Source organism: Streptomyces sp. NPDC034037 (assembly GCF_055575715.1).
In genome coordinates, this window is record NZ_JBVISC010000008.1 from 311,500 (window position 1) to 325,878 (window position 14,379).

13 protein-coding genes are annotated in these 14,379 nt (G+C 70.8%); 5 read left to right on the top strand and 8 right to left on the bottom strand.

Going from position 1 to position 14,379, the window contains the following annotated elements:
• Positions 1-8: 8 nt before the first annotated feature.
• From ACZ516_RS27745 to ACZ516_RS27755, 3 genes are read left to right on the top strand one after another with little or no spacing between them, the layout of a single operon-like run.
• The gene (locus tag ACZ516_RS27745; protein WP_469012078.1) at positions 9-437 is read left to right on the top strand and encodes a hypothetical protein; all 429 of its coding nucleotides are present in this window, start codon (positions 9-11) and stop codon (positions 435-437) included.
• Positions 424-1,041, top strand: coding sequence for a hypothetical protein (locus ACZ516_RS27750; RefSeq protein ID WP_469012079.1), 618 nt, complete (start codon positions 424-426; stop codon positions 1,039-1,041). Before ACZ516_RS27745 ends, ACZ516_RS27750 begins: the two co-directional genes overlap by 14 nt.
• Positions 1,038-1,643 carry a hypothetical protein gene (locus ACZ516_RS27755; protein WP_469012081.1) on the top strand — a complete coding sequence of 202 codons (606 nt, stop codon included), beginning with the start codon at positions 1,038-1,040 and terminating at the stop codon, positions 1,641-1,643. The genes ACZ516_RS27750 and ACZ516_RS27755 overlap by 4 nt, the downstream gene beginning before the upstream one ends.
• A gap of 6 nt (positions 1,644-1,649) precedes the next feature.
• Here the strand turns inward: ACZ516_RS27755 and ACZ516_RS27760 are convergent, their stop codons facing one another.
• The 5 genes from ACZ516_RS27760 to ACZ516_RS27780 all read right to left on the bottom strand — a co-directional run bounded on the left by ACZ516_RS27760 (position 1,650) and on the right by ACZ516_RS27780 (position 5,018).
• Positions 1,650-2,246 (bottom strand): hypothetical protein, encoded by a 597-nt coding sequence (locus tag ACZ516_RS27760; protein ID WP_358911495.1) that lies wholly within the window; start codon positions 2,244-2,246, stop codon positions 1,650-1,652.
• Between the two features lies 1 nt (position 2,247).
• A complete protein-coding gene (locus ACZ516_RS27765) occupies positions 2,248-2,931 on the bottom strand; it encodes a hypothetical protein (protein WP_469012083.1) in 684 nt (227 codons plus the stop codon).
• On the bottom strand, positions 2,931-4,301 hold the full coding sequence (locus ACZ516_RS27770) for a hypothetical protein (RefSeq protein WP_469012085.1): 1,371 nt from the start codon (positions 4,299-4,301) through the stop codon (positions 2,931-2,933). Before ACZ516_RS27770 ends, ACZ516_RS27765 begins: the two co-directional genes overlap by 1 nt.
• Complete coding sequence (locus tag ACZ516_RS27775; protein ID WP_469012087.1) at positions 4,301-4,609, bottom strand: hypothetical protein; 309 nt, start codon at positions 4,607-4,609, stop codon at positions 4,301-4,303. The genes ACZ516_RS27770 and ACZ516_RS27775 overlap by 1 nt, the downstream gene beginning before the upstream one ends.
• 109 nt (positions 4,610-4,718) lie before the next feature.
• Entirely contained in the window at positions 4,719-5,018 is a 300-nt protein-coding gene (locus tag ACZ516_RS27780; RefSeq protein WP_358577163.1) for a WXG100 family type VII secretion target, read from the bottom strand.
• A gap of 247 nt (positions 5,019-5,265) precedes the next feature.
• Between ACZ516_RS27780 and ACZ516_RS27785 the strand changes: the two genes are divergently transcribed.
• Positions 5,266-10,026, top strand: coding sequence for an FtsK/SpoIIIE domain-containing protein (locus ACZ516_RS27785; RefSeq protein WP_469012089.1), 4,761 nt, complete (start codon positions 5,266-5,268; stop codon positions 10,024-10,026).
• 33 nt (positions 10,027-10,059) lie between these two features.
• On the opposite strand, the gene ACZ516_RS27790 is transcribed toward ACZ516_RS27785, so the two are convergent.
• Positions 10,060-11,715, bottom strand: coding sequence for a serine/threonine-protein kinase (locus ACZ516_RS27790; protein ID WP_469012091.1), 1,656 nt, complete (start codon positions 11,713-11,715; stop codon positions 10,060-10,062).
• A 410-nt stretch (positions 11,716-12,125) separates the two neighbouring features.
• The gene (locus ACZ516_RS27795; RefSeq protein WP_358581118.1) at positions 12,126-12,980 is read right to left on the bottom strand and encodes a menaquinone biosynthetic enzyme MqnA/MqnD family protein; all 855 of its coding nucleotides are present in this window, start codon (positions 12,978-12,980) and stop codon (positions 12,126-12,128) included.
• A gap of 371 nt (positions 12,981-13,351) precedes the next feature.
• Here ACZ516_RS27795 and ACZ516_RS27800 point away from each other — a divergent pair, with 371 nt between their 5' ends.
• A complete protein-coding gene (locus ACZ516_RS27800) occupies positions 13,352-13,555 on the top strand; it encodes a cold-shock protein (protein ID WP_006138897.1) in 204 nt (67 codons plus the stop codon).
• Positions 13,556-13,722: 167 nt separating this feature from the next.
• Here the strand turns inward: ACZ516_RS27800 and ACZ516_RS27805 are convergent, their stop codons facing one another.
• A complete protein-coding gene (locus ACZ516_RS27805) occupies positions 13,723-14,334 on the bottom strand; it encodes a helix-turn-helix domain-containing protein (RefSeq protein ID WP_469012093.1) in 612 nt (203 codons plus the stop codon).
• Between the last annotated feature and the right edge of the window lie 45 nt (positions 14,335-14,379).

The following is a 14,379-nucleotide window of genomic DNA, read 5'->3' on the forward strand; positions in this document are numbered from 1 at the left end:
CCAGGCACATGGTGCACAACGGACCGGCCGGATCCGCCGGCGACCTCTCGCCCGCGGACCGGAAGGTGATCAGAAACGCGCGGATCGCCGTCGTGACTCCGCTCGCGTTTCTCATCGTCGCCATCATCGGTGGAGTGCTCATCAACTCCGGCGCTCTTCCGAAAGCGCTCAGCGGTGTCTTTCGCGTACCGGCCCAGATTCTGCCGTTGCTGGCGGTCGCGGTCCTGTCCGTCGGAGTCGTCGCGCTGCACAAGCGCGGCGGGTGGCGCAATGAATTCGTCCTCTATTTCGCCGGCGGTGGACTCGCTCAGCTTGCCCCGTTGTTTCTGCTGATGCACCACCATCCCGTCGTACTCGTCAGTCCTCTCCTGCCCGGCGCCCTCACGCTCGGGTACGGAGTGCTCAACCGAAGGAACCGCCGCGATGCCGTCGGCTGACACCAAGAACGCAGTCGGATACACCCTCGTCATACCGCCGGGGTGGACGCGGGTCCCCCTGAGAGAAGGAACCCAGGAAGCGGTCAAGAGGATCGTCGACGACGCCGCCGAGCGGGTTGCCCCGGAGCTGCCCAAGGACAAAGTGGCGGAGGCACGCATGGAGCTGTACCGGCGGCTGAACTCCTCGGTGAAGGAAGCGCGGCACCGCGACGGGGTGGACCTCTACCTGCCGACGGAACCGATGCACGGCTACCTCGTCGCCGCATCCATCGTCGTGGCCAAGGTCGACACCGCCCTGGGCGGGGGGATCGGCAGGCAGGATGTGCTGAGACAACTGCTCACCGGCTCGGAGCCGGCGGAGCTGGACGGATCGGCGGGGATGCGCAAGGAGCGCACGATGCCCGCCGACCCCGAGAAGGGCGCCGAGGCGCCGTCCCGGCACGTCGACTACGTCGTACAGGTGCCGTCGTCCGGCGAGGAAGCGGGGTGGCTGGTCGTCAGCTTCAGCACGGTCGGGGACGGCGATCCCGACAGCGATTTCACCGCGATCCTCGTCGAGCTCTTCGACGCCGTCATGACCACGTTCCGCTGGAGGACCGAGTGACCGTCACCTTCTCTCTCGACACGGACAGCGACGCCACCGCCTGGCCCGCCATGCCCCTTCTGGGGGAGGGGCGGGGCGCCGCGCGCGAGCGCAAGAAGTGGGCGCGGCGCACCTCGGAGCTGCTCTGGGGACTGGTCGACGACGAGCCGGTCGACAAGAAGCAGGTCAAGATGCTGGCCTTCGAGCTCGAATCCGCGGCCGAGCTGATTCCCCGGACGGTGCCGGTGCACCAGATCTTCCTCTACGTCCCGGACCCGCGACGGGAGTTCCTCACCTTCCTCGTCCACGCGGGCCCGAGCGAGGGTGACGTCGACGTGACATTGGACGAACTGGTCCAAAGGCACGAGCCGGGTGCCGCGCAGGACCCCGAGGTCATCGACTTCGACACGGAGCGCCTGGGGCGCGGCAAGCGTTCGATCCGCTACTTTGTCGCCGCCAAGGCCGAAGCGATGTGCGTGTCGGTCAACTACGCCTGGCGCATCGAGTCGCTGGGCATCGACGTGATCGTGAGAACGCTCGGCGAGGACATCGGCTGGATCACTTCGAACATCGACGAGTTCGACGACTTCGCGCGGAGCCTGTTCGTCAACCTCGACACCTGATCCGTCCTACTCCCAGTGCAGCGTTCCCGCGACCGTGTCGAACAGTTCGACCATCCGCGGCGCCAGTCCCGCCAGGGGCGTGGAGAAGGTGAGGCTCAGCCACTGCTCACTCGCGGGGATGGGCACGTGGTACGTCACCGTCGTCGTCGCCAGCGTGTTGCCCATCTGGTTCTCCGGGTCGGCGGCTTCGGTCTTCTCCGTCCGCACGGCGTCACCCGCGGCGTCCAGCCTTCTCACGTGAGCCGGATGCCCCGTGTCCACGAGTCTGCGGGCCAGGTCGTGTGCCGTGGCGCAGCCGGGCCAGCCGTCGGCGAGCAGGCTCACGAGCAGTGACGACGCCAGCGGCAGGCCCTCGACGGTCAGCAGCGAGATGTACAGCTCGACGCCGCCCTCGCGGTAGGCCGCCTTGGCCTGCTTCTGCAGGTCCCGCATCAGCCGTTCTTTGAGGACGGGCGCGTTGTCGATGCCCGCGAACTGCCGGTTGGCCAAGGCGGCGATACCGCGGTCCCGCTCGTCGGGGTCGAGGTGCAGTTGGAACCAGCCGTCGGGAACGAGGATCGTGTAGTCACTGGGAGGTGTCTCCCATGCGGTCCGGATGGGCATGTCAGCTCTCGGTGGAGGATTCGATGGCGGTGTCCGTGGCGGGTTCGGCGGGGACCGCCAGGAGGCGCATGGTCGGCATGAGGCGGTCCACGAGGTCGGTCAATTCGTCTGTCCGCTCAAAATTCAGCCACCTTGCCTCCACGACGAAGATCTCCTCCTGCCCAGCCGGCCAGACCGCGTACCGGAGGACCTCGCTGAGTTTCTTGCCCCACCCGAAGCGGCGCTTCTCGGCCAGCACTGCCTGGATGCGGATCGCCGGGCCGAGCGGCAGTTCGACGTCGGAGACCTGTGCTTCGCCCTTGACCTCGGCGTACGACCACTTCATCAGGTGAGGCAGATACTCCTGTGGCGAGGGCCGCCGGACGTCGTCCTCTCCGTGTACGAAGACCGACAGCTCGGCGAGCAGGATGCCGCCCTCCGTGTACGCCACGGTCGTCAGGACCGGGCCCGACTCGAACGCGTCCAGGGCGAGCTGCTCCAGCTCCTCCCGCAGCGCGGACCTGCTGACACCGAGCTGGAGTGGATTGAACTGCTCCACCAGGCCCGAAGCCACCCGTCGGGCCTCTGCCCGGGTGCCTTCATGGAGGGTGAGGGGCAGCCACCCGTCGTCGAAATCGAAATCGACGACGTGGTCCTCTTCCAAGCCGGGTGAGTTCTCCGCCGGATCGGTCTCTTCTTCGTTCATCAGCTCACCTCATCAATGAGAAGGCCACCAGCGGTTATTCCACTGCCGGCAACGTTCAGCGCTGTCGCTCGGCTCGACAGTTTGTTCACCGCGTACCCGTCACCCATGCTCTTGCCCAGGTGCTTCAATTCCTTGAGATCCGACGCCACGGCGGCATCCGACAAGGACACGGACTTGATACCGCCCTTGATCAGGCTCCCGTTTCCACGGTCCCGCAGCACCTGTGCCGACTCACGGTAACCGCCCTTGAACGCGTCCTTCCAGGTCGATCCCTTGAAGAGCTCGGTGACCGGCTCGCGGACCGACTTCGAGATGTCACCCTTCTGCAAGCCCTTGATGTGCCCGGCTTCACGGTTGAACTTGTGGCGGTTGCGCTTGTTCTGCCTGGGCGTTTGCTTACCGCCCTTGGCGGTCCTCAGGCGCCCCAGCAGCCCCTTGGCATACCGGCCGCTCACCTTGGACATCGCCTTGCCCGCCCCCATCATCAGCAGCCCCACCGCCGCCGTGGCCAGCGCTGTCCACGACTCGTCACCCATGCCGACCTGGATCGCCGTGCAGGCGATATTGACGAGCGTGGCGACCATGGAGATGGCACCCAGCAGACCTGCGAGACCTTGGCCGATCACGGGGATCCAGCCGACCGCGAGAGCCGCGATGCCGGCCCACTTGGAAATTTTCTCGGTCCAGTCCGCCACGAACTTCACCACATCGGCGAAGTCGTCCCAGAAGCCGTCCTTGAGAGCGTCGTGAGAGATGACTTCGTCGATGGCCTCGCGCGCCTTGCGAGCCGCCTCGTCGCGGATGCTCTGCGCTTTCCGGAGCTTCTCCCGGGCCGCCTCCAAGGACTTCCCGGCGGCTTCCGCCCGGTCCTCCAGTTCCTCCTTCTGGGTCTTGCCGCCCCCTTTGGGGCCGTCATCCTTCCCGGATTTTCCGGGCAGGCCGTCAAGGCCTTTCTCCGCGGCGCTCTTGTCTGCCTCGGCCTCCTGCGCCTCGCGCCGAGCGATCTCCGCTATCCGCTGGGCGCGATGGAGTTCCGTGGCATAGCTGCCGGGCGGGGCAGCGGCGTTCGCCTCATAGCCGGGACCGTGGTCCACGATCCGGTCGCCGACCGCGTCGGCCACCGTCTTGTAGCGCTTGTGTGCGGCTTCCAGGCGGCCGCGGCACTTCTTGGCCTTCTCACGGAAGCTTTTCCCGGCGTCACTGTCCCAGGACTCCACCTCGGACGCCGCCTTGAGATGGCGTACCTGCCGTTCCAACTCATCGGCGGTCTTGCGCAGCTTGCGGCCCAGTTGTTCCAGACGATCGGGATCGCCCGGCACCGGGTCCTGGTCCGCCAGCGGCTGCCAGTCCGTGGGGCGCGCGGCGCCCATCAGGACCTCTTCCTCTTGTCGGCTTCGCGAAGAGCCTTCGCCAGTTCACTGTCGATCTTCTCGTACGTCTTCGCGGCACCCTTCGCGATCTCGGCCAGGCTCTTGATCTCCTCGCCCAGTTCCTCGCGGTGACTCTCCCAGTTCTCCACGAAGTCCCCGAACTGCCAGGCGAGATCATGCTCGCCGAAGTCGTCCCCGTACTGGCCCTTCAGCTTCCCCAGGCCGTCGAAAGCGTCCTTGATCCGTCCGAGGCCGAGGCCCATCTCACGGATGACGTCCAGATCGTCGATCCTCGTGTACTCACCCATCGGGCGCCCCCTTCGTCCATCGTGCCGCCCACGCCATCGGGAGCAACGAAAACGGGGGGACGGTCGGCACTGCCCGTCCCCCCGTTTCCGAAGCGTTCACGCCCCGCCGCTACTTCCGCGCGGCCTTGCCCAGCTCGTCGTCGATCTGCTCGTACTTGTCGGCCGCGTTGGTCAGGTAGTCGCCCATGCCGTCCAGGCCCTCGAGGGTCTTCTTCGCGCCCTCGACGAACTCGTCGAAGTTCTCGTCGAACGCCTTCGAGGCGCTCTTGGTGACGAAGCCCGTCTCGACGAGGTGCTTGATGTACTTCTTCAGGCCGTCCAGCTTCTCGGTGAGCTTGTCCTTCTCCTTGACCACGTGCTTGGCCGCGTCACGCATGTCCTGATATGTGACATCAAGGTCCTTGGCCATGTGGCTCTCTCCTCATCAACTCGCCCCAGGGCCAACCCCCGTGGCTCCCGTTGAGCGGATGGTGTGATCGTCCGCTCTTGGGCCAGCAGCTTACGGGTGGGGCGGAGGGGAGCCCAGTCCGGTCGAGTCACAGGTCTGCCATGACCGCGCGTGCCGTTGGGCGGTGGGACCGTGTCCGGGCCGTTGCCCGAGGGAACGGTGGAGCGGATATCGTCGGGCCCGTTGTCCAGCTCCGGGGAGGACCGTCGTGCGCCTGACTCTGACCGTCGTCGATCCGTTCGGCGGGGACTTTGCCGACGTGGTCCTCGACGCCGATCCCGAGTCCACCGTGCGGGACATCGCGGTGGAACTGGGCCGGCAGGTCGGCCGCGGCGGCGCGCAGATCATCCCGATCGGACAGGGCCCGCACTCCCCCGCCGGCAACGCCCCGACGATCTACGTGGACGGGTACGCCGTCGATCCCGGCGCCACCGTCGTGACCTCGCCGCTGCGCGAGGGCGCCGTCGTCAGCCTCCACGACCCCGCCGGCTGCCTGCCCGGCGAGCCCGCCGGACTCGTCGAGCTGCGCGTGGCCGGCGGGCCCTCGGCCGGCTCCGTGCACCGGCTCGGCATAGGGCGCTACGACATCGGCAGCGGCCCCGCGTCATCCCTGCGCATCGACGACCCGGAACTGCCCGCCCGCGCCCTGACGTTGTCAGTTGCAACCGACGGCACCTGCCAGGTCACCCTGCACGGCGAGGAGAAGGACAAGGAGGGCGTCACCCTCGACGGCGCCCCCTTCGGCGAGGAGAAGGAGGAGCCGGAACCCGACCCGGACGGCGCCCTCGACCCCTCCTTGACCGAGCGGGAGAAGGACAAGCGGCACAAGCGGCGGGAGAAGGCGCGGCGCAAGCAGGTGAAGGCTCGCGCCCGGCAGGAGAAGGGGAGAGCGAAGGGGGGCGGGGGTGGTCGGGTCGACACCGTGCGGTGGCCCCTCGGCGCCCAGCTCGCCCTCGGCAACACCCTGCTGGAACTCACCCGGTACTCCCCTCCCGACGCCGCCCTCAAGTGGTCCGAGGACGGCGCGGGCCTCGACTACAACCGGCCCCCGCGCCTGCGCCCGCCCGAGCGGCAGACCACCTTCCGGCTGCCGAGCCCGCCCCGGGAGTTCGAGGCGCGGCCGCTGCCCTGGCTGATGGCGCTGTTCCCGCTGGTCGGTGCCGTTATCGCCGCGATGATCTTCAATCGCTGGTACTACCTGATCATGGCGGGGCTCAGCCCGATCATGCTCTTCGGCAACTACTTCATGGACAAGAAGCACGGGCGCAAGTCCCATGCGAAGCAGGTCAGGGAGTACAAGGAGACCAAGGCCCGGATCGAGAAGGACGCCCAGGACGCCCTGGTCGCCGAGCGGATGGACCGGCGCCACGCCATCCCCGACCCGGCGGCCGTCCTCGCGCTCGGCACCGGCCCCCGCACCCGGCTGTGGGAGCGGCGGCGGACCGACGCCGACCATCTGCTGATCCGCGTCGGCACCGGCCGGCTGCCCTCCGAGGTCGTCCTCGACGACCCCGAGCAGGACGACCACCGCCGCCAGGTGACCTGGCACATAGAGGACGCGCCCGTCGCGCTCCCCCTGAAGGGCCTCGGCGTCATCGGCATCGCCGGACCCGGCGACAGCGCGACCGCGCTCGGCCGCTGGGCCGTCGCGCAGGCCGCGACGCTGCACAGCCCGATGGACGTGCAGTTCTACGTCCTGACCGAGAACTCCGCCCGACAGAGCTGGGACTGGGTGCGCTGGCTGCCGCACGCGCGCCCCTCGGGCGGTCAGGACATCAACGTACTCATCGGCACGGACGCGGAGACCGTCGGCGCCCGCATCGGTGAGCTGACCCAGATCCTCGACGCGCGGACCAAGGCCGTGGAGGACAACAAGAGCCAGGGCGCCGCCTTCTCCGACCCGGACATCGTGGTGGTCTGGGACGGCTCACGGCGCCTGCGCTCCCTCCCCGGCGTCGTGCGCCTGCTGCGCGAGGGCCCGGCCGTGCACATGTACGCGCTCTGCCTCGACACCGAGGAACGGTTTCTGCCCGGCGAGTGCCAGGCCTTCGTCGTCGCCGAGCCGAAGCCCCGCGAACCGGACGAGGCCGCGCGCCGGCCGGCCGGGCCGCAGCCGGGCGGGCTGCCCCGACCGCCCGTCGCGGGCGGCTTCCCCTCGTTCCAGGCCTGGCACCGGAGCGAGCCCGACCCCGTCGGCGGCGACGGGCCGCGGGAGCTGCGGCTGCGCGTGGAGATGACCGGTGCCGAGCGCCTGAAGGACGTACGCCCCGACTTCGTCTCGCCCTCCTGGTGTCTGCGCCTGGCGCGGGCCGTCTCGCCGCTGCGGGACATCAGCGGCGAGAGCGAGGACTCCGCGCTGCCGGCGTCGAGCCGCCTTTTGGACGTGCTCCAGCTGGAACCTCCGACGCCCGGCGCGATCATGGCCCGCTGGCAGGCGGGCGGGCAGTCGACGATGGCGGTCATCGGTGAGTCGTACGACGGTCCGTTCGGCATCGACATGCGCAAGGACGGTCCGCACGGCCTGATCGCCGGTACCACCGGTTCCGGTAAGTCGGAGCTGCTCCAGACGATCGTCGCCGCCCTGGCCGTGGCCAACACGCCCGAGAACATGACCTTCGTCCTCGTGGACTACAAGGGCGGGTCGGCCTTCAAGGACTGTGTGAAGCTGCCGCACACCGTCGGCATGGTCACCGACCTCGACGCGCACCTCGTGGAGCGCGCCCTGGAGTCGCTGGGCGCCGAGCTGAAGCGGCGCGAACACATCCTCGCCGACGCCGACGCCAAGGACATCGAGGACTACCAGGACCTCGTGCGGCGCGACCCCTCGCACGCGCCCGTGCCCCGGCTCCTCATCGTCATCGACGAGTTCGCCTCCATGGTCCGCGACCTGCCCGACTTCGTCACCGGGCTCGTGAACATCGCCCAGCGGGGCCGCTCGCTCGGCATCCACCTGCTGCTCGCCACGCAGCGGCCCTCCGGCGTCGTCTCCCCGGAGATCCGCGCCAACACCAACCTGCGCATCGCGCTGCGCGTGACCGACGGCGGCGAGTCCAGCGACGTCATCGACTCCCCCGAGGCCGGGCACATCTCCAAGAACACCCCCGGGCGGGCCTACGTGCGTCTCGGGCACGCCTCGCTCGTGCCCTTCCAGTCCGGGCGCGTCGGTGGCCGCCGCCCCGGCGCCGCCGACCCGACGGTGCTCGCGCCCTGGGTCGACGCGCTGGACTGGTCGGCGCTCGGCCGTGCCTCGCTGGTGAAGCCGAAGGCCGAGGCGCGCGAGGAGGAGGAGATCACGGACCTGAAGGTCCTGGTCGACACGGTCATCGAGGCCAACCGGACCCTCGGCATCCCCGCCCAGCACAGTCCCTGGCTGCCCGCGCTGGCCGACAAGCTGCTCCTGGACGAGATCCCGGTGCCCGCGCCCCGCACGGCCCCCGGCGCCCTCGCGCCCGCCGCGTACGGCATCGAGGACCTGCCCGCCGACCAGGCGCGCCGCGCGGTCGTCGTGGACTTCGCGACCTTCGGCCACCTGATGATCGGCGGCGCCCCGCGCTCGGGCCGCTCGCAGGTGCTGCGGACGATCGCGGGGTCCCTGGCCCGTACGCACTCCAGCGCCGACGTCCATCTGTACGGCATCGACTGCGGCAACGGCGCGCTCAACGCCCTGACGCGGCTGCCGCACTGCGGTGCCGTCGTCGGCCGCAACCAGACCGAGCGGGTCATGCGCCTCGTCGGCCGGCTCAAGGGCGAACTGTCGCGCCGCCAGGACCTGTTGGCCGACAAGGGCTATGCCGACATCGGCGAGCAGCGCGCCGACGCCGCCGAGGACGAGCGGCTGCCGCACCTCGTCGTGCTCCTCGACCGCTGGGAGGGCTGGCTGCCCACCCTCGGCGAGATCGACCACGGGTCGCTCACGGACGAGATCACCACGATCATGCGGGAGGGCGCGAGCGTCGGCATCCACATGGTGATGACGGGCGACCGGCAGATCCTGGTGGGCCGCATCTCCTCGCTCACCGAGGACAAGTACGGCCTGCGCCTCGCGGACCGCTCCGACTTCTCGATGCTCGGCATCCCCGCGCGCAAGGTGCCCGAGGAGATCGCGCCGGGCCGCGCCTTCCGCAACGAGTCGGGTACGGAGACGCAGTTCGCGCTGCTCAGCGACGACGTCACCGGTCAGGGGCAGGCCGCCGCGCTCGCCGCGATCGGGGAGCGGGCCTTGGCGCGCGACGCCGACGTGCCGCGCCACCGCAGGCCGTTCCGGGTGGACACGCTGCCGAGCCGCATCTCCTTCGAGGAGGCGTGGGAGCTGCGCGACCCGCAGGCCTCGCGTTCCAAGCTGTGGGCGCTGGTGGGCATCGGCGGTGACGAGGTCATGGGCCACGGCCCCGACCTGGCGCAGGGAGTGCCCGCGTTCGTCATCGCGGGTCCCGCCAAGTCGGGCCGCTCCACGGTGCTGCTCAACATGGCGCGTTCGTTCCGCGCCCAGGGCGCCCGGCTGGTGATCGCCGCCCCGCGCCAGTCGCCGCTGCGTCAGCTGGAGGGTCAGGAGGGCGTCCTGAAGGTGTTCACCGGGGACGACATAGACGAGGACGAGTTCGAGGAGCTGATCGACGCGGCGGACGCGTCCCCGGAGGACCCCGTCGCCGTCCTGGTGGACGACGCCGAGATCCTGGAGGACGCGGACGCCGCGAGCCAGTTCAAGCGCATCATCCAGCGCGGCACCGACCTGGGTCTCGCGCTGGTCCTCGCCGGTGACGAGGAGGACGTGTGCAGCGGCTTCTCGGGCTGGCAGGTCGACGCGAAGAAGGGCCGCCGGGGCATCCTGCTCTCCCCGCAGGACAGTTCCAGCGGCGACCTCATCGGCCTGCGGATCTCCCGCAGCGTGGTCGGCGGACCGGTGGCCCCGGGCAAGGGGATGCTGCACCTGGGCAACGGCGAACTGGCCACGCTGACCACGCCGTTGTAGGGACGGGCGCCGGGCACGGTACCGGCGCCCGCGTCACCGCACCCGGGACAGCCGGGCCTTCGGGTCGCCCGCCGCCGGATCGTCCGACGTGTACACGAGGTCCTTGCCGTCGGGGCGCAGATACACGGTGTGGGTCGTCCGGGCGCACTGGCCGCCGTTGCTCGCGACGCCCTTGCCCGTCGCCACGAGCTCCTTGGGCGAGGCCCCTTTCAGGGTGAGTACGTCGGTGCAGGTGTTGCCGATCGGGTCGCGCTGCACGACCTTGCCGACCCGCTGCCCCCGCTCCGCCCGGCGCAGGGTGACCTCGAAGGTGCCGAGGGGGATGGCGCCCCCGCTCGCGGTCGCCTTGCCGCGCCAGGTGCCGAGGTAGGCCGCGGGGACCTGGCCGGCGCCGTCCGTCGCCGTGGGGTGGGGCGCGCCGGTCGCCGCCGGGGGCTGACCGCTGCCGTCCCCCGCGCTCGTCGAGTCGTCGTCCTTCGGCAGCAGCCCCAGGAGGAACACCGAGCCCACCGTGACGGCGGCCATCGCCCCGGCCACGGCGAGGGCCACCGTGCAGCTCACCCTGCGGCCGCTGCCGCCCGGGCCCTCGGGGACGGAGGTCGCGGCCACCGACACGGACAGCTTGCCGGGCGCTCGGGTACCGGTGCCGGGTGCGGCGACGCCGCCCACGCTCGCGCCCGCACCCGCGTCCGCGTACGAGGGGTGGGGCGGGCCGAACGTGCCGTCGACGGAAGGGGCGTCGAACGCCACCGGCCCGGACGGAGCGTCCACCGGTGCCGCGCCCGCGCCCGCCCCCGTGTCCAGGTCCAGCAGCCGCACCGCGCTGCGGCTCACCCGCTCCACCACGGGCCCCGGCAGCCATCCGGCCGCCACGAGCCGCGCGGCGCCCTCGGGGGCGAGGCGGCGGGCCAGCTCCGCCGGGGCGGGCCGCGCCGCCGGGTCCTTGGCGAGGCAGGCCGCCGCGAGGTCGCGCAGACCGCCGCTCAGCGCGCCCAGCTCCGGCTCCTCGTGGACGACCTTGTAGAGGAGCCCGGCCGACGAGTCGCCGGGGAAGGGCGACTCCCCCGTCGCCGCGTAGACCAACACGGCCCCCAGCGAGAAGACGTCCGCCGCGCCCGTGACGCCCCGGCCGAGGATCTGCTCGGGCGCCATGTAGCCGGGCGAGCCGATGGAGGCGCCGGTGGCGGTGAGCGAGGCGGTGCCGTCCGTGGCGCGGGCGATGCCGAAGTCGATCAGGCGCGGCCCGTCGAGGGTGAGCAGCACGTTCGACGGCTTCACGTCGCGGTGCACGAGCCCGAGGGCGTGGACGTGGGCCAGCGCCTCGGCGAGGCCGGCGCCGAGGACGCGTACGCAGTGCGCGGGCAGCGGCGCGCCCTCCCTGACCGCCTCGGTGAGCGAGGGCCCCGCCGCGTACCCGGTGGCGACCCAGGGCACGGCCGCGTCGGGGTCCGCGTCCAGGACGGGCGCGGTCCATTCGCCGCCGACCCGCCGCGCGGCCGCGACCTCGCGCCGGAACCGGGCGCGGAACTCCTCGTCCAGCGCGAAGTGCGGGTGCACGATCTTGACGGCGACCGTGCGGCCGCCCTCGCTGCGGCCGAGGTAGACCCTTCCCATGCCGCCCGAGCCGAGCCGGCCGAGCAGCCGGTAGGGCCCGATCACGGCGGGTTCGTCGGCGTCGAGCGGTTGCATGAGCGTGGCCTCCCCCGGGCGCGCCCCCGGACATCCCGCGCGCCTCAGCACTGCGGATCAGCGTAGTCCCGAAGGGGCGGGGCAGCGGCTCCTGGCGCATTCCCCTCCGGGCCGGCGCGCATTGCCCGGCAGGGATGGGGCGCATTGCCCGGCGGGGCGGCGCGCATCGCCCGGTGGGGGCGGGCGCTATTGCCGCCCGAACGGCGCTCCATTGCCTCCCGAACGGTCCCGCTTGCCCTCCCCCGGGCGGCAATGACCGGATTGGGCCTTTACGCCCGTACGCAATCCGGGCGCCCGGTGCCATTCGGAACCGGGCCGTCGACGGCGATATCCCGGGGGCGGCCGGAAAGGGGGTACGGGTGCGGCGGACGGCCTGCCCGATAACGTATGGCCGATTCCTTTCGGTGTTCCTACGGCTTCAGCAGCTCCACCCGCACGTCCGCCGGGAATCCGGTCGTCGGGCCGACCCGGCGGGCGAACTCGGTGACGCCTTCCAGCTGGGCCTCGCCGAAGCGGAAGTCGAGCGTCGTGAAGTACCGCTCCAGGACCTCGGCGTCGAAGGCCTCCCAGCGGGCGGCCTGCTCGGCGACCTTCGTGACCTCGTCCAGGGAGAGGTCGCGGGAGGCGAGGAAGGCCTGGTGCACCGCGCGCACGACCTCCGGCTCGCGCTCGGCGTACTCGCGCCGCGCGGCCCAGACGGCGAAGACGAACGGCAGGCCCGTCCACTCCTTCCACATCGCGCCGAGGTCGTACACGTCGAGGCCGAGCCGCGGCCCGTCGATCAGGTTGGCGCGCAGCGCCGCGTCGCCGATGAGGACGGCGGCGTCCGCCTCCCGCATCATCAGGCCGAGGTCGGGCGGGCACGTGTAGTACTCGGGCCGCACGCCGTAGCGCTCGGCGAGCAGCAGCTGGGCGAGCCGCACGGAGGTGCGCGAGGTCGAACCGAGGGCCACGCGCGCCCCGTCGAGCCGGTCGAGCGGCACCTGCGAGACGATCACGCAGGACATGACGGGACCGTCGCAGCCGACCGCGAGGTCGGGGAAGGCGACGAGGTCGTCGGCGTTCTTCAGGAACTCGACGAGGGTGACCGGCGCGATGTCCAGCTCGCCCCGCACCAGCTGTTCGCTGAGCCGCTCGGGGGTGTCCTTCGTCAGCTCGAAGTCGAGGAGCGTGCCCGTCCGCGCGAGCCCCCAGTACAGGGGGACGCAGTTCAGGAACTGGATGTGGCCGACGCGCGGCCGAGGGGTGCGACGGGAGTCGGGCAGCTGTTCGGCGCCTGCCCCCGCGAAGGCGTCCAGGGGAGAATTGTCCACATCGGGGAGGCTAGCCCCCCATGCGGTACGGTGCGGGCGCCGGGTCCCCCGGGGACCCTGTCGGCCCCTCGCCGACCCCTCCGACAGCCCCTTTGTCAACCCCGTCGGGGGCCCTTCAAACCTCCGGGTGACGTGATCTTGCCCCCTATTGCATTCCCCTGCCCGCGTGCTAAGCTCGCCGCAAGTTGCAGTTTGGTTTCCCTTGCAGTACAGAGCCTGCGGAGCATGTAACTCCGTAGGCTCTCGTCGTTTTCAGACTTACGCAGTTGTTTTAACAATCGCTGGTTCTGGAGCAGGGCAACCCTTTGGCCCAAGGAGGGCTTATGGCTACCGGAACCGTGAAGTGGTTCAACGCTGAAAAGGGCTTTGGCTTCATTGCCCAGGAAGGCGGCGGCCCGGACGTCTTCGTCCACTACTCCGCGATCAACGCGAACGGCTTCCGCTCCCTTGAGGAGAACCAGGCCGTTTCCTTCGACGTGACGCAGGGCCCGAAGGGTCCGCAGGCGGAGAACGTCACCCCGATGTGATCAACGCGTCCCACGCGAGTGGGGCGTGTGATTCCTCCGGTGACTTGATCCGGACATGGATGCAGTACCCAAGGAGCCCTGCTCCTTCGCGCGAGCGGAGGAAGCGGGGCTCCTGCCTTTCTCCCGCCACCTGGGGCGTCCCGGTTGCCCGGGGGCGCCGCGGCCGCCTAGGTGTGCTGCATGATCAGGACGAACGTGGTGCCCGGGACCAGCGCCCGGTACAGGTGCGGGACATCACCGCGGTACGACATGTAATCCCCGGGGGACAGCTCCGCCGTGGCGTCGCGCGGGCCCGCGACGAGGCGCCCCGTGCTGACGACGAGGTGCTCCACGGAGCCCGGGATGTGCGGCTCCGACTCGCGCGCCGCGCCGGGCTCCATCGCCCCGTGGTAGATGTCGCGCCGCACGCCGTTCGGGCCCGGGGAGAGCAGGGTGCCCACGTACGGCGCGTTCTCGGCCCGCATGGAGGGCCCCTCCCCCGCACGGATCACCGTGACCGCCGGTACGGGCGACTCCACGAGCACGCTGAACGGCACCCCGAGCGCCACGGCCAGCGCCCAGATCGTCTCGATGCCGGGGTTGCCGGTGGCCGCCTCCAGCTGGGACAGGGTGGACTTCGCGATGCCGGCGCGCTTGGCCAGTTCGGACAGGGAGAGGCCGGCCCTCGCGCGCTCGCGGCGCAGCGCCGTCGCCACCCACTCGCGGGGCATGCGGGGCGGGGCCTCGCCCCGCTCACCGGCCCCGCCCGCCCCGCCCGCCTCGCCGGTCCGCTCAGTCATTGCTCGCCCCTCCACCTTCCGGGCCCGACCCGCCACCACCCGATC

What these genes read in the sequence shown, in the direction of transcription:
- ACZ516_RS27805 (WP_469012093.1), bottom strand. Translation starts at nt 14,334, where the DNA reads ATGACTGAGCGGACCGGCGAGGCGGGCGGGGCGGGCGGGGCCGGTGAG.
- ACZ516_RS27775 (WP_469012087.1), bottom strand. Translation starts at nt 4,609, where the DNA reads ATGGGTGAGTACACGAGGATCGACGATCTGGACGTCATCCGTGAGATG.
- ACZ516_RS27750 (WP_469012079.1), top strand. Translation starts at nt 424, where the DNA reads ATGCCGTCGGCTGACACCAAGAACGCAGTCGGATACACCCTCGTCATA.
- ACZ516_RS27760 (WP_358911495.1), bottom strand. Translation starts at nt 2,246, where the DNA reads ATGCCCATCCGGACCGCATGGGAGACACCTCCCAGTGACTACACGATC.
- ACZ516_RS27765 (WP_469012083.1), bottom strand. Translation starts at nt 2,931, where the DNA reads ATGAACGAAGAAGAGACCGATCCGGCGGAGAACTCACCCGGCTTGGAA.
- ACZ516_RS27780 (WP_358577163.1), bottom strand. Translation starts at nt 5,018, where the DNA reads ATGGCCAAGGACCTTGATGTCACATATCAGGACATGCGTGACGCGGCC.
- ACZ516_RS27745 (WP_469012078.1), top strand. Translation starts at nt 9, where the DNA reads ATGGTGCACAACGGACCGGCCGGATCCGCCGGCGACCTCTCGCCCGCG.
- ACZ516_RS27800 (WP_006138897.1), top strand. Translation starts at nt 13,352, where the DNA reads ATGGCTACCGGAACCGTGAAGTGGTTCAACGCTGAAAAGGGCTTTGGC.
- ACZ516_RS27770 (WP_469012085.1), bottom strand. Translation starts at nt 4,301, where the DNA reads ATGGGCGCCGCGCGCCCCACGGACTGGCAGCCGCTGGCGGACCAGGAC.
- ACZ516_RS27790 (WP_469012091.1), bottom strand. Translation starts at nt 11,715, where the DNA reads ATGCAACCGCTCGACGCCGACGAACCCGCCGTGATCGGGCCCTACCGG.